This is a genomic window from Stenotrophomonas sp. yr243 (genome assembly GCF_900184195.1).
GTDB classification, from domain to species: domain Bacteria; phylum Pseudomonadota; class Gammaproteobacteria; order Xanthomonadales; family Xanthomonadaceae; genus Stenotrophomonas; species Stenotrophomonas lactitubi.
Map to the genome: position 1 here is coordinate 1,207,417 of NZ_FXWT01000002.1, position 22,058 is coordinate 1,229,474.

At 67.8% G+C, this 22,058-nt stretch carries 16 protein-coding genes; 8 read left to right on the plus strand and 8 right to left on the minus strand.

Features of this window, described 5'->3' with window-relative positions:
* Positions 1–105 precede the first annotated feature (105 nt).
* The 4 genes from QOL57_RS12220 to QOL57_RS12235 form a co-directional block, all read right to left on the minus strand.
* Entirely contained in the window at positions 106–321 is a 216-nt protein-coding gene (locus tag QOL57_RS12220) for a hypothetical protein (RefSeq protein WP_089237764.1), read from the minus strand.
* Positions 318–971 (minus strand): sigma-70 family RNA polymerase sigma factor, encoded by a 654-nt coding sequence (locus QOL57_RS12225; RefSeq protein ID WP_089237765.1) that lies wholly within the window; start codon positions 969–971, stop codon positions 318–320. The genes QOL57_RS12220 and QOL57_RS12225 overlap by 4 nt, the downstream gene beginning before the upstream one ends.
* 37 nt (positions 972–1,008) lie before the next feature.
* Positions 1,009–1,338 (minus strand): hypothetical protein, encoded by a 330-nt coding sequence (locus QOL57_RS12230; RefSeq protein WP_089237767.1) that lies wholly within the window; start codon positions 1,336–1,338, stop codon positions 1,009–1,011.
* Between the two features lie 70 nt (positions 1,339–1,408).
* Complete coding sequence (locus QOL57_RS12235) at positions 1,409–1,849, minus strand: hypothetical protein (protein WP_089237769.1); 441 nt, start codon at positions 1,847–1,849, stop codon at positions 1,409–1,411.
* A 150-nt stretch (positions 1,850–1,999) separates the two neighbouring features.
* On the opposite strand from QOL57_RS12235, the gene QOL57_RS12240 reads away from it, so the two are divergent.
* The 7 genes from QOL57_RS12240 (at position 2,000) to QOL57_RS12270 (ending at position 10,820) form a co-directional block, all read left to right on the plus strand.
* A complete protein-coding gene (locus QOL57_RS12240; protein ID WP_089237771.1) occupies positions 2,000–4,372 on the plus strand; it encodes a S9 family peptidase in 2,373 nt (790 codons plus the stop codon).
* Positions 4,369–4,788, plus strand: coding sequence for an NUDIX domain-containing protein (locus tag QOL57_RS12245; RefSeq protein WP_089237773.1), 420 nt, complete (start codon positions 4,369–4,371; stop codon positions 4,786–4,788). Before QOL57_RS12240 ends, QOL57_RS12245 begins: the two co-directional genes overlap by 4 nt.
* Positions 4,789–4,818: 30 nt before the next feature.
* Positions 4,819–5,382, plus strand: a complete 564-nt coding sequence (locus QOL57_RS12250) for a hypothetical protein (RefSeq protein ID WP_089237775.1) — start codon at positions 4,819–4,821, stop codon at positions 5,380–5,382.
* 35 nt (positions 5,383–5,417) lie between these two features.
* Complete coding sequence (locus tag QOL57_RS12255; RefSeq protein WP_089237777.1) at positions 5,418–6,539, plus strand: hypothetical protein; 1,122 nt, start codon at positions 5,418–5,420, stop codon at positions 6,537–6,539.
* 37 nt (positions 6,540–6,576) lie between these two features.
* Entirely contained in the window at positions 6,577–8,193 is a 1,617-nt protein-coding gene (locus tag QOL57_RS12260; protein ID WP_089237779.1) for a hypothetical protein, read from the plus strand.
* 54 nt (positions 8,194–8,247) lie between these two features.
* A complete protein-coding gene (gene hemF / locus QOL57_RS12265; RefSeq protein WP_089237781.1) occupies positions 8,248–9,144 on the plus strand; it encodes an oxygen-dependent coproporphyrinogen oxidase in 897 nt (298 codons plus the stop codon).
* A 155-nt stretch (positions 9,145–9,299) separates the two neighbouring features.
* On the plus strand, positions 9,300–10,820 hold the full coding sequence (locus QOL57_RS12270) for a hypothetical protein (RefSeq protein ID WP_089237783.1): 1,521 nt from the start codon (positions 9,300–9,302) through the stop codon (positions 10,818–10,820).
* Between the two features lie 51 nt (positions 10,821–10,871).
* Here the strand turns inward: QOL57_RS12270 and QOL57_RS12275 are convergent, their stop codons facing one another.
* Positions 10,872–11,354, minus strand: coding sequence for a YetF domain-containing protein (locus QOL57_RS12275; protein ID WP_089237785.1), 483 nt, complete (start codon positions 11,352–11,354; stop codon positions 10,872–10,874).
* A 315-nt stretch (positions 11,355–11,669) separates the two neighbouring features.
* Positions 11,670–14,444 (minus strand): DNA polymerase I, encoded by a 2,775-nt coding sequence (gene polA / locus QOL57_RS12280; protein WP_089237787.1) that lies wholly within the window; start codon positions 14,442–14,444, stop codon positions 11,670–11,672.
* Positions 14,445–14,541: 97 nt separating this feature from the next.
* On the opposite strand from polA, the gene QOL57_RS12285 reads away from it, so the two are divergent.
* On the plus strand, positions 14,542–14,826 hold the full coding sequence (locus QOL57_RS12285; protein ID WP_025878043.1) for a DUF2782 domain-containing protein: 285 nt from the start codon (positions 14,542–14,544) through the stop codon (positions 14,824–14,826).
* Positions 14,827–14,896: 70 nt separating this feature from the next.
* Here the strand turns inward: QOL57_RS12285 and tssA are convergent, their stop codons facing one another.
* Together tssA and QOL57_RS12295 are read right to left on the minus strand one after the other, a co-directional pair.
* Positions 14,897–15,937 (minus strand): type VI secretion system protein TssA, encoded by a 1,041-nt coding sequence (gene tssA, locus QOL57_RS12290; RefSeq protein ID WP_089238177.1) that lies wholly within the window; start codon positions 15,935–15,937, stop codon positions 14,897–14,899.
* A gap of 37 nt (positions 15,938–15,974) precedes the next feature.
* Complete coding sequence (locus tag QOL57_RS12295) at positions 15,975–22,049, minus strand: filamentous hemagglutinin N-terminal domain-containing protein (RefSeq protein WP_089237789.1); 6,075 nt, start codon at positions 22,047–22,049, stop codon at positions 15,975–15,977.
* Between the last annotated feature and the right edge of the window lie 9 nt (positions 22,050–22,058).

Below are 22,058 nucleotides of genomic sequence, written 5' to 3' on the forward strand. Positions count from 1 at the left end.
CAGCCGCTCTGGTAGCTGCCAACCTTGGTTGGCACACACCCAAGCGCCGACCAAGGTCGGCATCTACCAACAGCAATTGGAGCAGCCCATCACCCGGCGGGCGCCTCAGCGCCAGAAATACCAGACGCCCCCCGCCACCAGCGCCCCCAGCAGCAGCACCTGCACCACCACATAGCCCACGCCGCTGTCGCGCGATTCGGAGACAAGGCGCTTCTGCAGCGCCTCGCTCACATCCGGCGTCTGTTCCTGCTGCGCCTGCTCACGCAACGCCTGTGCCAGCGCGCGCTCTTCCGCATCGCGGGAATCGGTCGGTCGGTTCACAACAGCTCTCCGGCGGTGGCGTGCCGCACCAGTTCCTGCTTCAGGACCTGGCGCGCACGGTACAGGTGGCTCTTGATGGTACCGCGTGCCAGGCCTGTCACCTGTTCGATCTCGGCCAGATCGAAATCCTCCAGATAATGCAGGCCTACGATCAGGCGCTGCGGCGCACTCAATCGTTCCAGCGCAGCCCCGAGGTGGCGGCCGGCCTGCAATGTCTCGCTGAGTTCCGCCGGGCCCGGCCCGTCGTCACCAACGCCCAGTTCCTCGGGCGCTTGCACCGCCACCATCCACTGCGCCTCCAGCCGCCGCCGTCGCAGGTACTGCAGCGCGGTGGTGTAGGCCACGCGCGAAATCCAGGTGCGCAGCGAGGATTCGAAACGGAACCGGTGCAGCTGGCGGAATACCGCCAGGAACGTTTCCTGCAGCAGGTCGGCCACCTGGTCGCGGTCGCCGACCATGCGGCCGATCACATGCGCGCAGGTGCGCTGATGTGTTTCCACCAGCTGCGCGAAGGCCGGTTGCGAGCCGTCGATGATGGCGCGCACCAGCACCTGGTCCGCATCCAGCGGCTCGGCAGGGATGGTCGCGGCCGCGCCATCCTGTCGATGCCGCCCCCGCAATGCAGCCAGCGCTTCCCCCAGCAGGCTCATGCGTGGGGCTCCTCCTGCGCCCGCAGCATGCGCCGGTTCAGCCCTTGCGCACTGCGGGGCGGGTGAAGTGCCAGGCCAGCAGCTGACCCAGGCCGGCGCTGCCGACCATCGCGGCGGCGGCGCCGAACGTCAGGTCGCGTGCACCGATGGCCTCCAGCAGCGCCATGGCCAGTGCCAGGCACACCAGGCTGATGCCCCAGCGCAGCGCGCCCTGGCGGCGGCGCTCCTCTTCCAGCAGCGCCAGCGAGCGGATCACCTCTTCCGGCACGTGCGGCGCCACCAGCTTGCTGCGCGCACGCGCATCGGCGATGGCATGGATCGCATAGGCGGTGCAGATGAAGAGGGTGATCGGGATGAGTTCCTGCATGGTCGTGCTCCTGTCCGCTGGATGATGCGGGTTCAGGAGATTGGATGCGCGAGGCCGGCAGCCGGTTGCACTAGGCGCCATCGGCTTCGGGCGCCGGCGGTTCGTCCGGGAAATAGGTTTCCAGCTGGAAGCCCACGCGCAGGTCCGCCATCAGTCGTACAAGATCGCCATCCAGCTCGAAGCCGGCCCACGCGCGCTTCCCGAAGATGCCAATCCGCAGGCCGAGCTCCGCCCCTTCCTGGTTCAACGCCTGAATCACCTGGGCACGTGCCTGAAGCGTCTCCACGACTTCCGGCCACGCGTCCATCAACCAGCCGTCCTTGTCCTTCGGCAGCTGGAACAACACCCAGGTAAACGCGTACACACGGATCAGGCTGCCATCCTCGCGACGCAGATCGGTGCCCGCATCGCGGAAGAACTCGCGTTCCATTCCGAGACGGGCTGAGATATCGGCGCTGGCCGCGGACGGGTGCTTGATCCCCAGGGAGATGGTGTAGTCGTAGCGGTACATATCGGTTCCTTCCGAAGTGAACCCCCATCATGCGCCAGGCCCGGCCCTGCCATGCCCTTTGCCCAAGCGGTCAGCATGACCTGTGGCCCCTTCCCCCGGCCCTTGCGGCTGCTACGCTTGCCCGGTTTCCTCTTCTGGTGCTGTCCGCCCATGTCCCGAGTGCTGCCCCTGTCCCTCCTGCTGTCTGCCGTGCTGGCCGCTCCGGCCGCCCAGGCCGCGCCGACGCCGATCACCATCGAACAGGCCATGGCCGACCCGGACTGGATCGGTCCGCCGGTGGAAAAGGCCTGGTGGTCGTGGAACAGCCAGCAGGTGGAATACCAGCTCAAGCGCAACGGCAGCCCGGTGCGCGATACCTTCCGCCAGCCGGTGGCCGGTGGCGTGGCCGCACAGGTGGCCGATGACCAGCGCGGCAGCCTCGACGTGGCCGATCCGGTCTATGACCGCAGCCGCAGCCGCAGCGCCTTCGTGCGCAACGGCGACGTGTTCGTCCGCGACCTGCGCAGCGGCGCGCTGACCCAGCTGACCCGCAGCAACGAACGCGCCGCCGGCGTGAACTTCGCCGCCGACAACGGGGTGATCTGGCGCGTCGGCCAGAACTGGTTCCACTGGACCGCCGCCAGCGGTGTGCAGCAGGTGGCCAGCCTGAAGGCCGACAAGGATCCGAGCACGCCACCGAAGGCCGACGTGCTGCGCGACCAGCAGCTGCGCACGCTGGAAACCCTGCGCCGCGACCGCGAACAGCGCGAGGCGCTGAAGGACCAGGACCAGCGCTGGCGCCAGGCCGACCCGACCCGCGCACCGGGCCCGGTGTTCCTGGGTGCCGACGTGGAGATCGTCGACAGCGTGCTGTCGCCGGACCTGGGCCACCTGATCGTGACCACCAAGCCGAAGGACTTCGATGATGGCCGCGGCGGCAAGATGCCGCTGTACGTGACCGAGTCGGGCTACGAGGAAACCGAGGACACCCGTCCCCGCGTCGGCCGCAACGGCTTCGAGCCGCACACCCTGTGGTTCGTGGATGTACGCAGCGGCAAGGCCGAGAAGCTGTCGCTGTCCAGCCTGCCGGGCATCGGCACCGATCCGCTGGCCGAGCTGCGCCGCAAGGCCGGCAAGGACGCGCTGAAGGGCGACCGCAGCGTGCAGGTGATGAGCGACTTCATGGGCGGTGGCATCCGCTGGAGCGCCGATGGCCAGCAGGCCGCGGTGATGCTGCGCGCCAACGACAACAAGGATCGCTGGATCGTCAGCGTTGCTGCCGCCGACGGCCGCGTGCAGAACCGTCACCGGCTGACCGACAACGCCTGGATCAACTGGGGCTTCAACGATTTCGGCTGGATGGCCGATGGCCGCACGCTGTGGCTGCTGTCCGAGGAATCGGGCTTCTCGCACCTGTACACCCAGGCCGGTGGCAGCAAGCCGCAGGCGTTGACCAGTGGCAAGTGGGAGACCTCGGCGCCGGTGCTGTCGGCCGACGGCAAGGGCTTCTACTTCCTGTGCAACCAGCAGGCCCCGCATGACTACGAAGTCTGCGCGGTCGATACCGCTGCCCGCCAGGTGCGCGAGCTGACCAGCCTCAATGGCGTGGAAGACTTCTCGCTGTCGCCGGACGGCCAGCAGCTGCTGGTGCGCTACTCCGGTGCCTACCTGCCGGCGCAGCTGGCGGTGGTGCCGAGCACCGGCGCTGGCCAGGCGCGCGTGCTGACCGATACCCGCACCGCCGACTACAAGGCGCGCCAGTGGGTCCAGCCGAAGCTGGTGGCGGTGCCGTCCAAGCATGGCGCCGGCGTGGTCTGGGCGAAGTATTACGAGCCGGAAAACAAGGAACCGGGAAAGAAGTACCCGGTCGTGATGTTCGTGCACGGTGCCGGCTACCTGCAGAACGTGCACCAGCGCTACCCGGCCTATTTCCGCGAGCAGATGTTCCACAACCTGCTGGTGCAGAAGGGCTACATCGTGCTGGACATGGACTACCGCGGCAGCGAGGGCTACGGCCGCGACTGGCGCACGGCGATCTACCGCAACATGGGCCACCCGGAACTGGAAGACTACAAGGACGGCCTGGACTGGCTGGTCGACACCCAGCAGGGCGACCGTGACCACGCCGGCATCTACGGCGGTTCCTACGGCGGTTTCATGACCTTCATGGCGCTGTTCCGCTCGCCGGGCACGTTCAAGGCCGGCGCCGCGCTGCGCCCGGTGGTCGACTGGCACCAGTACAACCACGGCTACACCAGCAACATCCTCAACACCCCCGACATCGATCCGGAGGCGTACCGCGTGTCGTCGCCGATCGAGTACGCGCAGAACCTGCAGGACAACCTGCTGATCGCCCACGGCATGATGGACGACAACGTGTTCTTCCAGGATTCGGTGAACCTGACCCAGCGCCTGATCGAGCTGCACAAGGACAACTGGTCGATCGCGCCGTACCCGCTGGAGCGCCACGGCTACGTGCGTGCCGACTCCTGGCTGGACCAGTACAAGCGCATCCTCAAGCTGTTCGAGCAGAACCTGAAGTGAGTGCTGCCGCGGCCACGATCCACATCGTGGCCGCGGTCATCCTCGATGATCGCGGCCGGGCGCTGGTGGTGCGCAAGCACGGTGCCAGCCGCTTCATGCAGCCGGGCGGCAAGCCCGAGCCGGGCGAGGAGCCGCTGCAGGCACTGGCACGCGAACTGGACGAGGAACTGGGCGTGCAGCTGCATACCGCCTCCGCCATCGCACTGGGCAATTTCGAGGACTGGGCGGTGAACGAGCCCGGCCACCGCGTGCAGGCACAGGCCTGGCGGGTGTGGATCGAAGGTGAGCCGTGCGCGCGTGCGGAGATCGCCGAACTGGCCTGGGTACCGCTGCAGCCGCCGCACGGGCAGCCCTTGGCACCCTTGAGCGAACACCATATCCTGCCGGCGGTCGCTGCCCTGGCGACGGCCCGCTGACGAAGCGGGCACCGCCCAGCCGGACAACGGATGTCAGCCTCGATTCCCCCGATCCCCGCACCCACCCCACCCCCACCCAACAACTGGGTCGCTGCGGTGGCGCAGGGCTCGTTCTGGCTGTGCCTGCTGGTCACCCTCTACTTCCTCGCGCAGGCGCTGATGGCGGCGGCACTGGCCCGCACCGGGTTCTGGACGACGCTGGTGACACTGGCGTGGGAGCAGCAGCTCGACGGCAGCCTGTGGTGGATGCTGAAACATCCGGCGGCCACCTCGCTGCTTGTTGCCCTGCTCTGCCTGGTCTCGACCCTGGCCAGCTGGGGCCTGTGGCGCGGGCGACGATGGGGTCTGTGGGCCTACGTGTGGATGCTGGGCCTGAGTGCGCTGGCCAACTTCGTGATCGCCTGGTGGATGGACCGCCTGCTGCTGGTGTTGATCGCGCTGCTCGCCAGCGACCCGACGGCGCAGCATGAGCTGCAGGTGCAGCGCGTGCTGTTCACCCTGACACTGGTCGGCACCTCGGTGCTGTTCGCGGGCCTGCAGGGCTGGCTGGGCTGGCGCCTGCTGCGGCCGGATATCCGCGCGCGTTTCCGCTGAGCCCTATCTCTTTCCCGCACGACAAGGACCGTCGCATGCGTTTGTTGAACTTCCTGCCCACCCTGTTCCTGCTCATCGCACTGCCTGCCGGTGCCGATGCGCTGCGGTGTGGCGAATACCGCAGTACCGATGGCGGCATGGCGCTCGTGTTCACCACCCCCAGTACCGGCTACCGCCACAACGACATTGGTGAGCCGGAGCCGCTGTGGATCGATCGCAGTGCGGCACAGACCCGCATGGTCATTCTCGACGATGGCGTGGCGCAGCCGATCCGGATCAGTGCCGATGGGCAGCGCATCGAGGACGACGTCGTCGTGGTCTACACCCTGCGCCAGCCTCGCGCCTGCGCCATCGAACCCAGCGCGATGGACGGCAGCTGCCGCGCCGCCGGCAGCCACTGCATCGCGCAGCTGCCCACGGCCTCGCCCGGCCAGGCCAAACGCGCGTGCAACGAAGGCGTTGGCGCGGGCTGCTCCACAGTGCTGCGACAGCTGCGCGATGAAGTGACTGCGGTGGGAAGCGACGACATCGGCCCCGCGCGCTTCGAGCGCCCGCCCGTCTGCCGCGAACACACGCCCGGACATGACACAGCAGCCTGCGAGGCGCTGACCGACGACGCGCTGGCTGCCGCCATGCAGCGGGTGGGTGAACGCCTGCAACGGGAAGACGAAGACACACTGGATTCGCGCCTTACGGCCGCTGCACGCGATCACCTGCAGCAGCTGTGCCTGCAGCACCGTAGTGGCCGCTTCTGCGTCGAAGTGGCCGAACAACAGTTGATTGCGCTGGAACCTGCGCTGGCGGTGCAGGCCCTGCAGGTGGTCTGCGATGCGGGGCGCGTCAGCGCCTGCGAACGTACCGCACCATTGCGTGAACTCGGTGCCGATCTACGCTTGGTGCCGCTCCTGCAGGTGCCGTGCGGCCGCTATCAGGCCGATGGTGGCGTGATCGAGACGCTCGACTTTGGCGATGGCACACGCGCCCGCCTGCAGGAAGGCGCCATCCACCTGCAGCAGGATGGTGAAACCCTTGTGCTGCGCCAGCTGGGCAACGGCGACCTGCTCGGCATGGATGCGCAGACCGGCTACCAGCGTTACCAGCCCGTGCCCGGCACGGCACAATGCACGCCCCCGCGCGAGGGCAATCGTTCGCCATAGCGCCTGGAGTGTCCCGTTCGATCGTCAAGGAGACGACATGCTTTCATCCGCACCGCGCCGCCGCTGGCTGGCCTGGGCGTTGCTGCTGGCCACGCCGATGGCTGCTGCACAATCGCCACAATGCGGCCTGTTCAAGGCCGATGAAGGCAGCAGCACGCTGCGCGTCAGTTCACCCAATCGCGGCGAGCAGAAGCATTTCGGCAGCGCGCCGTCTCCGGTCGCCTTCCAGCAGATCGACGGAAAGCTGCAGCTGGTGAGCCTGGAATACGGCCTGCCCAGCGCGCTGCAGGTGCGCGATCATGGCCGCACCGTCGAAGTGGATGGCACGGTCTACACCCTGCAGACGCCGGCACAGTGCGCTGCGGCTGCCACACCTGCCGCTGGCAGCTGCCTGGCCGATGCGGCGGCGTGCCTGGACAATCGCACCATCGCCCCGCTTTCCGTTCTTGAATCGGCCTGCCAGGAGGGCGTGCCGGGCATGTGCCTGCAGTTGGCTGATCGTTGGCACGATGAGGCCAAACCTGCGGTCGACGCCGATCCTGCCGTACAGAAGGCTGCGCTCGACGCCGCCCTGTCCGGCATTGCGCTCCCTGCCGCCTGCCACGACGGCGGCTTCGAGCAGGGAACCCCGGCCTGTGCCGCAGCCCTGGAGGCCGCCCCTGCGGTGCAGGAGCAGCTGGTCAAGGCAGCGATGACCGCAGCCATGACCGAAGCAGTGGTGACGATGGCGGCGCCCACCGCACCGGTGATCGTGGCCGCTGAGCGCCGCCAAGCGCTGCTGCAGCTGTGCCGGAAGGTACCGCACGGCGGCTTCTGTACCCGCGTGGCTGAACTTTCCTGGGAGGCGGGAGATCCCCTGCAGGCGGTGCAGGCACTGGCTGCGGCCTGCACCCCCGGCAATGAAACCTCTGCCTGCGAGCGCCTGCCTGCGCTGCAGGCGGTGGGCGTATCACTGCGACCGCAGCCCGCAACGGCCCTGCCCTGTGGCAACTACCGGTCCGACGGCGGCCTGATGGACACGCTGGATTTCGGTGACGCCGGTCTGGTCGGGGTTGGCTGGAGCAGCCAGCTGCGTGCGCGTGTCGAGAGCGGCGACATCCGTATCCGCCATGACAAGGGCGGTGACTTCGTACTGCGTCCACTGCCGGGCGGCCAATTGCTGGGCCTGGACAGCTGGACCCGTTTCCAGGTGTTCGCGCCCACGGGTGAGGGCGCAACCGGCTGCAGCGCACCGACGCAGTACACGGTGCTGCCGCTGCCACAGGATTGCCCGCTGGCACTGGCCGATGGCGGTGGTGCCGAGGCCTGCTGCGCACAAGGCAAGCTGCAGGGCTGCAACATCCTCGGCAACCGCCTTGCGCTGTCCGGGAACTGGCTGCAGGCCGCCGAGTACTACACCACGGTCTGCCGCGCCGGTGTCCGCGAGGGGTGCGAGAACCTGGTCACCGCGCAGGGCAACGGTGCCGGTGTGGACGCACGTGCGACCCTGGAACAGCTGTGCAAGGCCGACCGCAACGGCCTCCACGTGGCCTGCGACGTGCTCGAAACACAGAACTGGAAGCTGATCGTTCTGGGGGGCGCCCTGCAGAAGGCGGCCGATGAGGCGGCAGTGGAAGACACCCCGGTGCCGCGCAATTCCAACCGCAAGCGCTGAGTCCGCCAGGGCCTGCCCGCAGCTTCGGGCAGGCCCTGCGGTAAAGTACGCGCCATGAACGAATTCGAGCGCGTTCGCGCCTACCTCACCGACCTGCAGGACCGCATCTGTGCGGCGATCGAGTCCGCCGATGGCCGCGCACGCTTCCAGGAAGACCTGTGGCAGCGTGCCGAGGGCGGCGGTGGCCGCACCCGCGTGCTGCGCGATGGCACGGTGTTCGAACAAGCCGGCATCGGCTTTTCCGATGTAGCGGGTAGCCGCCTGCCGCCGTCTGCCTCGGCCAACCGGCCAGAGCTGGCTGGTGCCTCATGGCGCGCGACCGGGGTGTCGCTGGTGTTTCACCCGCTCAATCCTTATGTGCCAACCACCCACGCCAACGTGCGCTTCTTCCAGGCGCAGCGCGATGGCGAAGTGGTGGCCAGCTGGTTCGGCGGTGGCTTCGACCTGACCCCGTTCTACCCGTTCGACGAGGACGTGCAGCACTGGCATCGGGTGGCACGCGATCTGTGCGCGCCGTTCGGTGAAGAACGCTACGCCGCGCACAAGCGCTGGTGCGATGAGTATTTCTTCCTGCGCCATCGCAACGAAACACGCGGCGTGGGCGGTCTGTTCTTCGACGATCTGCACGGCGATTTCGAGCGTGACTTCGCCTACCTGCGCGCGGTCGGTGATGGTTTCCTCGATGCGTATCTGCCGATCGTGCAGCAGCGCAAGGACACGCCATACGGCGAGCGCGAACGCGAGTTCCAGCTGTACCGCCGTGGCCGCTACGTCGAGTTCAACCTGGTCTACGACCGCGGCACGCTGTTCGGCCTGCAGAGCGGCGGCCGCAGCGAGAGCATCCTGATGAGCCTGCCGCCGCGGGTGCGCTGGGAGTACGGCTTTACCCCGGAAGACGGCAGCGCCGAAGCGCGCCTGGCCGATTACCTGGTGCCGCGCGACTGGCTGTAGGCGCTTCGGGTACCGGACGCTGCACGCGTTGCCGCTGCGCGATCCCGGCTGTTGTGCGGACCGCGACCCGCGCGGCGGCGGCCCCGCTGCGGCGTGCTCCGCTGCGGCGTGCTCCACTTCATTCCCCCTCTTGTTTTGAATCAAGGAAGACCGTGATGCCCGTTGTTGTTTCCCCACGCCGCCGGATGACCACCTGGCGCGTCATGCTGCTGCTCGCGCTGGCCGTGCCCAGCCTGCCGGTGGCCGCGCAGTCGATGGCCTGCGGTACCTACCTGCAGGACGATGGCAACGCGAGCCTGACCATCGAGAGCGAAGCCCACGGCTTCCTTTCAGGCCCCTACCAGGCCACGGAGCGGCTGCGGCTGGTACGCCAGGACAACCTGCTGGGTACCGGCAACCTGTCCACCGGCCGCCTGGAGAACTGGGAGTTCAGCGACAACGACCGCACGGTCACCGGCGGATACCACACGTTCCACCTGAAAGCAGCGGCCGCCTGCAAGCCGGTACCGGAGATGGTCGAAGGCAGTTGCATGGCCGACACCAGCGACTGCCTGGAGGCACTGCCCGAAGCCGCGCCCACGCAGCTGCACGCCTGGTGCAGCGAGGGCGTGGAGGCAGCCTGCACCCAACTGCAGGAGACCTACCAGCGCCAGGCCGAGGAGGCGCAGCCGCAGCGTGCCCAGGCCGAGCCGCAGATGCCGCCCTACTGCCGCGAAGACGCATCGCCCGAGGAGGGGGAAGCCTGCATGGCCGTCATGAAGGCCATGGCCGGCGAACTGATGGGCAGGGCGGTGATGGGCCTGGAGCAGACGCTGGACGCACCGCTGCCAGCAGCGCAGCTGGATGAACTGGCGGCGCTGTGCGCGCAGCAGCAGGGCGAGTCGTTCTGCAGCAACGTGGCCGAGGCGCTGTGGAACGGCGGACGCCTGCAGCAGGCGCAACAGGCCCTGCAGCGCTCGTGCACGCAGCGCGAGGGCACCTACGCCTGCGGCCCGGCCAAGGGCCTGGCGATGCTGACCCCGCTGGCGCCGTCGGCGCTGACCCCGGTCGCAGCTACCGCACTTCCCTGCGGCCGCTTCGAGGCCGAGCTTGGCCTGCTGTCGCCGCTGCGGTTCCTGGATGGCGGCCTGGTCGAAGTGGAGGGCGTCGGCACCCGCCTGCGCGCACGCGTGCAGGACGGCAGGATTCTGATCCGCCGTGACGTCGGCAGCGATTTCGTACTGCAGCCACTGAGCAATGGCACCCTGGCCGGGATGGACAAGGACAACCGCTACGGCTACTACCAGCGCATGGACAAGTCTGCGACGAACTGCCAACCGCCGCCGGCATTCGTGGAGATCCCACAGCCGCTGGACTGCCCGATCCTGGCCCGCAAGGGCGGTGCCGCGTCATGCTGCAACGACGGCAAGCTGCTCGGCTGCAAGGTCGCGGGTGAGGAACTGCACAGCGCGGAGAAGTGGGCGCAGGCCCAGCCCTATTTCATCAAGCTGTGCAGCGCCGGCGTGCGCGATGGCTGCCTGGGGCTCGCCGCAGGCTACGCGCATACCGCCGACCCCAAGGTTCCGCAGACGATGGCGGCGATCTGCGCCAAGGACGGCAAGGGCACCCATGTAGCCTGCGATGTGGACGCCACACGCGACTGGGCGGGCATGAAGGCGCAGGCGGCCGAACAGTAAACCGTAGTGCCGTGGGCCGGAGGAATACCGCCTTCGGCCCACCGCGCCCGCTCAATCGTCCTTGCGCTTGGGAATGATGGTGATGTGGCCGTTGGTTTCCAGCAGCGCCAGTTCCACCTCTTCCACGCCGATACAGCTCTGCTGGCGCATGGCGACCTCGAAATCGGCGCGGCTGACCAGCTCGCGCCGCAGCACGCTGTCGAAGAGCTTGCCGTTGCGCGCGATCACCACCGGTTCGCCTTCGATCAGCCGTTCCATGCGGCGGCTGCGGGCGGTGATCCAGCCCACGCCGTAGTTCAGCAGGATCAGCGTGGCGGCCAGCAGCAGACCACCGGCCAGCGACGTATCGGTGCCCAGCAACGCGTTCTGCACCGCGTTGCCGAGCAGCACGATCAGCAGCACATCGAACGGCGTGACCTGCCCCAGCGCGCGCTTGCCACTGAGCCGGACCATGCCCAGCACCACCGCGTAGACCACCACCGCGCGCAGGATGAATTCCCACCACGGCATCGCCAGGGCGAACAGGTCGGGCATTGCGGGTTCCCCTGCTGAGCGATGGCCCAGCGTGGCGCAGCAGCGCACAAATAAAAAGCCCCGCTGACCAGGGGGAGGTCAACGGGGCCGGGGAACGGGTGCTTGGGGAGGAGCCCCCGTTCCGAGATCTGCTCCAGGGGATGGGAGAGATCCACAACAGGCATTGCGCCTGTCGGGAGTTATAGAAGCACTCCGAACACTAACGGTTCGTGAAGGGGCCCAATTTAATAAGCACCCCTCAGGGAAACATTCATGTTTGAGTCAGAAACATCGTACAAATGAACGAATTCACGGCGTTTTCGGCCTGAATGCGACTCAATGCGCCTCATCCCAGTTGCTGCCGATACCGGTATCGACCACCAATGGCACCCGCAATTGTGCTGCTTGCGACATGTGCTGCACGACATTGCTGCGCAGCTCTTCAATGAACCCGGTCTCGGCTTCGAATACCAGTTCATCGTGCACCTGCAGGATCATCCGCGCCGGAGCACCGCTGTCACGCAGCCACTGGTCCACCGCGACCATGGCGCGCTTGATGATGTCGGCGGCCGTGCCCTGCATCGGGGCATTGATCGCCGCACGTTCAGCGCCGGCACGCAGGCCCTGGTTACGTGCATGAATGTCGTTCAGGTACAGGCGGCGACCGAACAGGGTCTCGACGTAGCCCTGCTCCCGGGCCTGCTCGCGCATGCGCTCCATGAAGTCGCGCACGCCCGGGTAGCGACTGAAGTACAGCGCTACGTAGTCCTGCGCCTGGCCGCGGTCGATGCCGAGGTTGCGGGCCAGTCCGAACGCGCTCATGCCGTACATCAGGCCGAAGTTGATCGCCTTGGCCGCGCGACGCTCGTTGCTGGTCACTTCTTCCAGGGTGCGGCCGAACACTTCGGCGGCGGTAGCGCGATGCACATCGGCGCCCTGCTCGAAGGCGCGCACCAGGCCCGGGTCTCCGGACAGGTGGGCCATGATCCGCAGCTCGATCTGCGAATAGTCGGCCGCCAGCAGCTGGAAGCCTTCCGGGGCGATGAACGCGCGGCGGATGCGGCGGCCATCCTCGGTGCGGATCGGGATGTTCTGCAGGTTCGGATCGGACGAGGACAGGCGGCCGGTGGCCGCGCCGGACTGGTGGTAGCTGGTGTGCACCCGGCCGGTGTCCGGGTTGACCATCTCCGGCAGCTTGTCGGTATAGGTGCTGCGCAGCTTGGCCAGGCCACGGTATTCAAGGATCACCCGCGGCAGCTCGTGCTGCTCTGCAATCGCCTCCAGCGCTTCTTCATTCGTGCTGGGCTGGCCCTTGGGGGTCTTCACCACCGCCGGCAGCTTCAGTTCGTCGAACAGCACCGCCTGCAGCTGCTTGGGCGAATCCAGGTTGAAGCTGCGCCCGGCCAGTTCGGTGGCCTTCTGCTGCGCGGCCAGCATGCGCGAGGACAGGTCCTGGCTCTGCCGGCGCAGTTCGTCGGTGTCGATCCGCACGCCGTTGGCTTCGATGCTGGTCAGCACCGGCACCAGCGGCATCTCGATGCTGCGGTACACGCTGTCCAGGGTCGGTTCGGCCAGCAGCTGCGGCTGCAGCGCGTGGTGCAGGCGCAGGGTGATGTCGGCGTCTTCGGCGGCGTAGCGGCTGGCCTCGTCGATGCCCACCTGCGAGAACGAGATCTGCTTGGCGCCCTTGCCGGCCACCTCCTCGAACTTGATGGTGTTGTAGCCCAGGTAACGCAGGGCCAGCGAATCCATGTCGTGGCGGGTGGCGGTGGAATTGAGCACGAAGCTCTCGAGCATGGTGTCGTCGTGGTAGCCCTGCACGTCCACGCCATGACGGCGCAGCACGTGCAGGTCGTACTTGCCATGCTGGCCCAGCTTCTTCTTCGCCGGGTCCTGCAGCACCGGCCGCAGCGCATCGAGCACCTGTGCCAGCGGCAGCTGTGCCGGCGCGCCCGGATAGTCATGGCCGACCGGGATGTAGGCGGCCTTGCCCGGCTCCACCGCCAGGCTGATGCCCACCAGCCGCGCGCGCATCGCATCCAGCGCGTCGGTCTCGGTATCGAAGCTGATCAGATCGGCCTGCTGCACGCGTGCCACCCAGGCCTGCAGCTGCTCCGTGGTCAGCACGGTCTCGTATTCGCCGGGCGCCGACAGCGCCGGATCAAGCTCGCCCGCAGGCGGTGCTTCGGCGCTGCCACGGGCAAAGCCGGCTGCGGTGCCGCGCAGGCTGGGGGTGGCCTCGCTGACCTGCGCCGGTGCGGCGATCGGACCACCCAGTTCCTTCAACGCCTGGGTGAAGCCGTAGCGCAGGTACAGCTCGCCCAGCGTGGGCACGTCCGGATCACGCAGGGCCAGCGTGGTAGGGCTGGCGTCCAGCGCGACGTCGGTGCGGATGGTCACCAGTTCCTTGTTCAGCGGCAGCCGCTCCAGCGCGGCGCGCAGGTTCTCGCCGATCTTGCCCTTCATGGTCGGCGCGGCCGCGATCACCCCGTCCAGGTGCTGGTATTCGGCCAGCCACTTGGCCGCCGTCTTCGGCCCGCACTTCTCAACCCCGGGCACGTTGTCCACGGTGTCGCCCATCAGCGCCAGCAGGTCGACGATCTGGTCGGCACGCACGCCGAACTTGTCCATCACCGCGGCGTCCGAATCCATGCGGCTGCCGGTCATGGTGTTGACCAGTTCGATGCCCGGCCGGACCAGCTGGGCGAAATCCTTGTCGCCGGTCGAGATGGTGACCTTCAGGTCCTGTGCCACGCCCTGCAGGGCCAGGGTGCCGATCACATCGTCGGCCTCCACGCCGTCGATGCGCAGGATGCTGATGCCCAGCGCTTCGACGATGCGGCACATCGGCTCGACCTGGCTGCGCAGTTCGTCGGGCATCGGCGGGCGGTTGGCCTTGTACTGGTCGTACAGGTCGTCACGGAAGGTCTTGCCGGGGGCATCGACGACGAACGCGACGTAGGCCGGACGTTCCTTCAGCGTCGAGCGCAGCATGTTGACCACGCCGAACAGCGCGCCGGTGGGCTCACCCTGTGCATTGGACAGGGGCGGCAGCGCGTGGAACGCGCGGTACAGGTAACTGGACCCGTCGATCAGGACTAATCTGCTCATGTGTCGATTCTACGCGCCTGTTCCTGCATCGCGGCGACACGGCAGCGACGCGGCGTTGGGGCATAATCAAGGCTCTTTCCAGGCAAAGGCCCCGCCGATGAAGACCCTGATGCTGGCTTCCCTGCTCCTGCTTGCTGGCTGCGCCAGCATGGGCGGTGCGGGCGCTCCCCCGGTGGACGTCAAGGGCGCGGATGTCTCCAAGCGCACGATGGACAACGGTGACACCATCGAGGAGTACCGGGTGTCCGGCCAGCTGCGCATGGTCAAGGTGACCCCGGCGCGCGGCGCCCCGTTCTACATGTACGACAAGAACGGCGATGGCCGCTTCGACAACGACAAGGATGGTGTGTCGCCGGTGTACTGGAAGCTGTACAGCTGGTGATGCGCTTGCAGTAGGTGCGCGCCATCCACGCATGGCGTGGATCTACCCTGAGCGCGACGGCACCCCACGATCATCCGCCTTCGCTGCGACCAACCACGCGTTCCAGTTCATCCATGCCGCCTGGCGCAAGGTCGCGCAGCAGGGCGAGGAAGTCGCCACCGACCAGGCGGCGGGCCCGCTGCAGCAGCAACGGCACCGGGCTGGACGGCTCGCAGCGCGCGTAATACTCGCAGATCTCATCCAGCCGCCGGCGCACATCGTCGGTGCTTTCGATGCGTTGGCTGCGTGCTGCCGCCGGCCGTGATCCAGCAGCCCCCTGCCCGTCGTCCACGCCCTCCTCGACGGTCGTCTCGTCGCTGCCGTTGCGCGCCTGCCAGCGTGGTTGCAGGAAACGGTCCAGCGTGGCCAGGTCATCCAGCAGTGGCTTCAGGTCTGGCGCCGAGGCGCCCAGCTGCTCTGCCAGCAGGCGGTCGATGGCGCGGGCGGCCTGCAACGACTGGTGTGCCGCTTCGGCGCTGCTGGCCAACAACGGCAGCGGGCAGTCCAGGCAACAGGCGTCGATCTCCTCCAGGGTCGGCGGTGGTTCGGCATTGGCCGCCAGTTTCAATGTGCCATCGGCCAGGCGCAGTTCGCGCAGGGCGAAGCGTCCCAGCCGCGGCGACTGCACGAACGGCAGCGTGCGCAGCCGACCCAGCGCGCCCATCGGGTCGGCAAGCGCCAGCACCGCGTTGACCCGTGCGGTGGGGTCGTCATCGTCCTCGGCATCCAGCTGCGGATGCACCTGCGCCCATTGCTGCTGCAGCAGCCCCTGCACCAGGCGCAGGCCGTCGGCCCAGCCGCTCCAGCCCTGCTGGCGGCTCCAGGCGGTGGCCAGGTGCACCGCTACACGCAGGTCGCGGGTGCGTTGCAGCAGCGCCAATGCCTGTTCGCCCACGCGGTCCCAGTCCGGCTCCTCGGCGGCCAACACGCTGTCGCCCACGACGCGTTCGGCACGTGCGGCGGCGGCCTGGTCAAGGGCCAGGAATGCGGGGTCGTACTCCAGGTTGTCTCCGCAGGCGGCGCCATCGGGCAATGCCGCGCACAGGCTGTCGAGCAGATCGTTGCGGTCCATCAGTTCCTCCGCGGCCATCGGCCGTACTTGAGGGGGCTCATTGCGCGCAGTCCGCGTCCGGGTCGCCGCTGTCGCAGGCCACGGTCTGGTCAGCGGGCAGGCGGATGCCCGGCTGCACGATGCCGAAGGCTCGGTACTGTGCGTTCAATGCCCCCATGTCGACATAGGCCACGCGCGGCAGCACCCCCCCCTGCGCGCGCGCGCCGACAACTGCCGTGGGCAGGTTGAGTCCCCCGCCCACCACCAGCGGCAGGCCATCCACGCCCACGCCGTAGAAATACGCTGGCGGCCTACCGATGAAGTCGACCGTGTGGCCGGTACCGACGCTGGTCAGGTAGATCGGCAAGGGCTGGGTGCCGATGCCACCGCTGGACCACCAGTGGCTGGCACCGGCCAGTACCGGCGTAATGCCCAGCTGGCGGATGTCACCGCCCTGCACCTTCAGGTAGAAGCCGCTGCTGCCGGCATCCACGCTGAAGCCACTGCCGTTGAGCGTGGCCAAGGTCAGGGTGCCACTGTTGGTCAGGCTGAAACCTGCAGGCGACCGGAAGTCGCCCAGGGTGCCAATGGTATTGGCGATGAACAACGAGGCATCGCCCAGCATCGTCGGGCCAGCAGCACGTCCAGTGAGCTGGTCGGCCTGCAGGCGGCCGCCGGCACCGGCGCGGATCGCTCCGGTCGACTGCAGGCGCAGCTGACCGGCCTGCACGCTGCCGTCGAGCAGCAGATCGCCGCCGCGCACGTCGAGCAGGGCGTGCGCTCCAGCCTGCACGGTGCCGGTCACCTGCAGGCCCTGCGTGGTCTGCAGGTCCAGGCCTTGGCTGTTGAAATCACCGAGCGTGGCAATGCGGTTGTCACCGCGCAGGATGGCCTTGCCGTTGGCGCTGCCCTGCAGTCGCTGTGCGGCCAGCACACCACCGGTCTGGGTCAGTGCACCTGCACTGCCCAGCTGCAATACCCCGGCGGCCAGCACATCCTGACCCAGTTGCAGGTCCTGGCCGCTGCGCAGGGTGATGTTGTTGCCGCGCAGTGCCGCCGGCAGCTGCAGGGCGCCTGCGGCCAGCAACTGCAGGTCAGCGCTGCCGGTATCGATCACGCTGCCAGGCAGCAGCAGGGCGCCTCCGGCCTGCAGACGCACCGCCGTGTTGCGGTTGTCGATCGAGGCGATGCGCAGATCGCCGGCACTGGCCAGGTCGATGCCCGCGCCGGCCACCGACACCGCACCGCGCAGATCGTTGCCGGACAGTGCCAGGGCGATCGCCCCGTTGCTGTCCAGAGTGCTGCTGCCATCCACACGCAGGGTGCCGTCCTGGTCGATGCCGGTGCTGCCCCCGGCCCGCAGTTCGCCCCCTACATGGGTAGTGCCGAAGTGCAGGCGTTGACCCTGCAGCGTCGCATTGCCGGCTATATCGGCCGCCGCCAGGGTCAGCAGACCAGCACTGCGGGCAACCAGGCTGTCTGCGCGCACGCCCTGCAGCTGCAAGGCGCCAGCGCTGGCCAACGCAACCTGGCGGCCCTGCACCGTAACGGTGCCGCCGAAGCGGTTGCCACCCGCCTGCAGGTCGATGTCCCCCCCGGCATGCAGACGGGTTGCACCCGCCGCCTGCACGCTACCCTGCTGACGGATGTCACCGGCACTGGCCAGGGACAGCTGGCCACCGGCGCTGACCGTGCCCAGCAACAGCGACGTGGCGGCCACGTCGATATCGCCGCCCACCAGGCTGAGCGCACCGCCGAACTGGTTGCCGGCATTGCCCAGGGCGATGCGACCGTTGCCGGCGTTGACCTGCACCGCTCCATTCGACCGCACGCTGCCGCCGACGCCATTGAGCATGGCGTCCTGCACGATGTCGCCGTTGCTGCTGAGCAGGGTCAATGAACCGCTGCTGCGCAGGTCGCCACCCAGGCGCACGCCATCACGCCCGGCCAGGGTCACGTTGTTGCCGGCCAGCAGTGCATTGGCCTGCAGCGCGCCACCTTCGGCAAGCAGGGTCAGGTTGCCGGTACCGGTATCGATGGCCGTGGCCGGCAGCTGCAGCCCGCCACCGGCCTGCAGGCGGACGTCGGCCTGGCCGGTGTTGCCCAGGCGGTCGAGCTGCAGATTGCCGTCCGTCCGCAGGTTGATACCGCGACCATCCAGGCCCACCGCGCCGGCAAAGCGGTTGTCGGCGCGGTCCAGCACGATGCTCCCCGGGGTACGGATGTCGCTGCGGCCATCGATGCGCAGCGCCGCCTGCTGGCGGATGCCGGCGCTGCCGGCACGTGCATCCAGGTCACCGGTAGTGATCACGCTGTCGAACAGCAGGCCGTCGCTGCTGGTGATCGCCACGTTGCGACCGTCCAGTGCAACGGCGCCATCAAAGCGGTTGCCGGCCTGATCCAGACTGATGTCGGTGGCCGCCTTGAACCGGCTGCTGCCACCGACCTGCAGTGCGTCGGTCTGGGTGATCGCTGCGAAACTGTCGATCGACAGCGCCCCCTGCGCGGAGAGGTTGCCCAGGCGTACGCCATTGCCGCTGAGGGTGGCATCACGGGTAGCCTGCAACTGCTGCAGGTCCAGCGCCGTGGCACTGGTCAGCACGACGTCGCGGCCGCCGGCCTGCAGCGCGCTACCCAGTTGATTGCCGGCATTGCCGAGCACGATGTCGTTGCTGGCGGTCAGCTGGCTGTTGCTGCCGATGACCAGACTGCCGCTTCCCTGGCGGATGTCACCGGCGCTTGCGCTGGCCACCAGCGCACCATCGATGCGGGCATCATCGATCAGCAGCGAGGCTGCATCGAGACCGGCTCTTCCCGCAATGCGGGCATCGGCCAGCGACAGGCTGCCCGTACTGCTGGCATCCAGCGTGGCGACATCGATGCCCTCCAGCGCCAATGCCGACTGCGCGCCGATCCGCGCCTGCCTGCCCTGTAGTGTCACCGTGCCGCCAAACGTATTGGGCTCCCTGTCCAGGGTCAGGTCGCCGCCGCTGCCGGCAGTGAAGCTGGCGTTGCCACCAACGCTGAGTCCGCCGTCCTGGGCGAAGCCGCTGGTGCTGGCGATGTCGAGCCGGCCGCTGGTACGGATGGCCTTCGCTTTCACCGTCGCGCCGCTCAGCTGCAGGTTGTTCAACCGTGCGCCGGCAAGCGTGCCGGCATCACCCTGCAGGTCCAAAGTGCCGTGTGCGGCAAGTGCCAGACTGGCCTGGCCGGTGCTGGTGCCGTCGATGCGTCCCACCTGCAGGCTGCCGCTGTTGCTGCGCACGCTGAACAACTGCGGGATGGCCGAGGACAGGCTGAGGTTGCCGAGCATGATCGCGCCATCGGCGGTGATGTTGCCGCTCAGGCGCAGTGGCCCGCCGTTGCGGGTATCGAGGCTGGCCAGTGCGCGGTTGCTGCCCACGTTGCCACCGAACACGACATCCAGGGCCCGTGCGATGGTCAGCGCGTAACCGCCGTCGACGCTGCCCTGGAAGTTGATCTCGCCCAGCTGGCTGTCCAGCACGGTATCGCCAGCCAGTTCGATGGCACCCTGGTAGTACTGCAGGCCGATGCTGCGGCCCGCCACGGGAAGCTTCACGGTATCGGCGATCGCCACCACGCTGGCCACATCCAGATCCGCGAATGCCAACGTGCCTGTGCCGCGGATGCTGCTGTTGCCGCCGCTAAGCGAGACCGGGCCACCAAACCGGTTGACCGCGCGACCCTGGTTGTCCGTGTTGTCCAGCTGGATCGAGGTGCCGGCTGCAATGCGCGTGGCCCCACCGACATCCAGCATGCTGCCGGCGCTCTGGCCGAGCCCGCCGCTCAGCGCCAGCGTGAGATCGCGGTCCAGCCTGCTGCTGCCGAGGAGGAGGTTGCCTGCGTGCAGTTCGGCATTGACGGCACTCAGGCTGACCTCGCCGCTGAAGCGGTTGCCGGCATCGCGCAGGACGATGTCGCCGTCGGAGCTGATACGTGTCCTGCCATCGACCTGGTAGGCACCGGCCTGGGCCAGCGAGGCGGTGGTGCTGATGTCGAGGTTGCCCCTGCTGGTGATGCCCTGGCCGCTGAACTGCGATCCTTTGATGGCGACATTGGCGGCGCTGATGTTGCCGTTGACGTGGATCGCACCGTCGGTAACAAGGCCCAGGTCGTAGCCATTGGGCCGGGTACTGGTGATGCCACCGGTGGTGATGGCGCCACTGCCGGTGCTGGTCAGCAGAGTAGTGCCGGCCAGTTGCACATCGCCATCGAGCATGATCGTGCCGCTGCTGGTGATGGCATTGCCAACAGTGATGGTAGTGGCCTGGGCGAGCAGGCCTGCCACCGCACCGCTGCCTCCAACTGCACCGCCGAAGGTCAGGTTGCGTGCACTCAGGGACAACGCACCGCCGTCACCGTCCACCGTACCGGCAAGCTCCACGTTCCCGGTGGTGGAGGTCAGGCTGCGCGAGCCGACCAGGCGCAGCGGGCCGTAGAAGGCGATGCTGCCGAGGGCGTTGACGTTGCCGGCCAGCTGGATGCCACCACCGGCATCGACACTCAGGCCCTGCAGCGGCGAGACGCTGCCCACCGCGCTGGAGAACGTGGACGACCCCGTGGATGCAACGTCCAGGCGATAGTTGCCGTCGATCGTGCCATCGAAGGCGATCGCGCTTCCCGCCAGCGTTGAATTGCCGGTCAGCGTCACCGCAGATCGATAGGTCTGGTTGCCAGTGGTCGTGACTGCGCCGTTCAGGCCGATGCTGCCGCCCTGCGCTACGAGGGTTGTTGCATCGATGGTCCCCAACCCCAGCCTGCCGCTGCCGACCAGCATCAGGTCGGCGCCGGTGGCGTTGACCTGTCCGCCGAAACTGTTGCCGGTGTTGGTCAGCGTGATGTTCCTGCGGGCACCGGCTTGGCCTGCGCTGAGGGTGCTGGTGCCGCCGACCGACAAGGCTGCGCCATTGGTCAGGTCGGTGCTGGTGGTCAGCGTCAAGCCAGCTCCGACCGTACCGCCGACGGTGGTGATGCGGTTGCCGGCCTGCGCCAGGTTCACGCTGCCTTGCGTGCCCAGCTGCAGCGTGCCCTGCACGGCACCGGCCGTCTGCATCACACTGCCCGCCTGGATCGCGATGTCATCGGCGTTGATGTCGCCGGCCAGTCCGACAGCATCGGTGGCCGCCAGATCGACCGATCGGGCAGTGACGTTGCCACCGGACATCTGGATGGCGCTGGAGCTGCGGATGGTGAGGCTGCCATCGCCTGCATCGATGGCGTTGGCGATGATGGTTCCGCCTGTGTTGATGCCGACGCTGGACAGGCCAGGCCCCATCAGCGCGTTCATGCCGATGTTGCGTGCGTTGAGGACACCGGCATTGCTGATGCCGGTGCCGGCGATCGTACTGGCTGCCGTCGGCAGGAACGTCAACTGCGACATTCCCGAGGACGAGACACCATTCATGACCGTGGCAGCACCAGCGGCGACCAGGTCGATGTTGCCGTTGCTCGCCGAGATGACGCCGGTGTTGGACACGGCGCCGCCAATCAGGCTGATGCCACCGGCGAGGGCAGTCAGCGTGGCCCCGTTGTTGCTGACCACGGCACTGGTGCCCCCACCGGCCAGCTGGAAGGTGGGCGAAACCCCGTTGGCGTCCAGCAGCCCCGGCGTGCCGGGCAACAGCGTGCTGGCCAGCAGCCCACCTACGTTCACGCTGGAGCCCGCATTGAACGTGATGCCCGCCGGGTTGATCAGGAATACCTGGCCGTTGGACGTCAGTTGACCATTGATGAGACTGCCCGAACTGCCTGTGACCAGGTTGATCGCCGTCGCCTGCGAACCCTGCAGGAGATTGAACTGGACCGTGTTGGCGGCGCCGATGTTGAAGCTGTTCCATTCGATGAGCGAGGCCCGGCTGGCCTGGTCGATCGTCATCACCGTGCCGCTGACGTTGATGATGGCCGAGCCTGACCGGATGATCTGACCCTGCGGCAGCGTCTGTGCCGCCGCCTGCAGGCTGGTGGCCAGCAGCAGCGCGGCACTGAGCGGCGCCAGCCACAATGGCCTGCGCGCGGATGCCGGAGCAGGTCGACGGGCGCTTCGGGCGAACTCCGCAGCGACCTGCACCTGGCCCAGCGAGGGGTTGAAGACGAGTCGGTAGATACGGTTCATGGGTCGCTC

Coding starts and splice junctions, on each gene's coding strand:
- QOL57_RS12225 (WP_089237765.1), bottom strand. CDS start 971: ATGAGCCTGCTGGGGGAAGCGCTGGCTGCATTGCGGGGGCGGCATCGA.
- QOL57_RS12230 (WP_089237767.1), bottom strand. CDS start 1,338: ATGCAGGAACTCATCCCGATCACCCTCTTCATCTGCACCGCCTATGCG.
- QOL57_RS12235 (WP_089237769.1), bottom strand. CDS start 1,849: ATGTACCGCTACGACTACACCATCTCCCTGGGGATCAAGCACCCGTCC.
- QOL57_RS12240 (WP_089237771.1), top strand. CDS start 2,000: ATGTCCCGAGTGCTGCCCCTGTCCCTCCTGCTGTCTGCCGTGCTGGCC.
- QOL57_RS12250 (WP_089237775.1), top strand. CDS start 4,819: ATGTCAGCCTCGATTCCCCCGATCCCCGCACCCACCCCACCCCCACCC.
- QOL57_RS12255 (WP_089237777.1), top strand. CDS start 5,418: ATGCGTTTGTTGAACTTCCTGCCCACCCTGTTCCTGCTCATCGCACTG.
- QOL57_RS12260 (WP_089237779.1), top strand. CDS start 6,577: ATGCTTTCATCCGCACCGCGCCGCCGCTGGCTGGCCTGGGCGTTGCTG.
- hemF (WP_089237781.1), top strand. CDS start 8,248: ATGAACGAATTCGAGCGCGTTCGCGCCTACCTCACCGACCTGCAGGAC.
- QOL57_RS12270 (WP_089237783.1), top strand. CDS start 9,300: ATGCCCGTTGTTGTTTCCCCACGCCGCCGGATGACCACCTGGCGCGTC.
- QOL57_RS12275 (WP_089237785.1), bottom strand. CDS start 11,354: ATGCCCGACCTGTTCGCCCTGGCGATGCCGTGGTGGGAATTCATCCTG.
- polA (WP_089237787.1), bottom strand. CDS start 14,444: ATGAGCAGATTAGTCCTGATCGACGGGTCCAGTTACCTGTACCGCGCG.
- QOL57_RS12285 (WP_025878043.1), top strand. CDS start 14,542: ATGAAGACCCTGATGCTGGCTTCCCTGCTCCTGCTTGCTGGCTGCGCC.
- tssA (WP_089238177.1), bottom strand. CDS start 15,937: ATGGACCGCAACGATCTGCTCGACAGCCTGTGCGCGGCATTGCCCGAT.
- QOL57_RS12295 (WP_089237789.1), bottom strand. CDS start 22,049: ATGAACCGTATCTACCGACTCGTCTTCAACCCCTCGCTGGGCCAGGTG.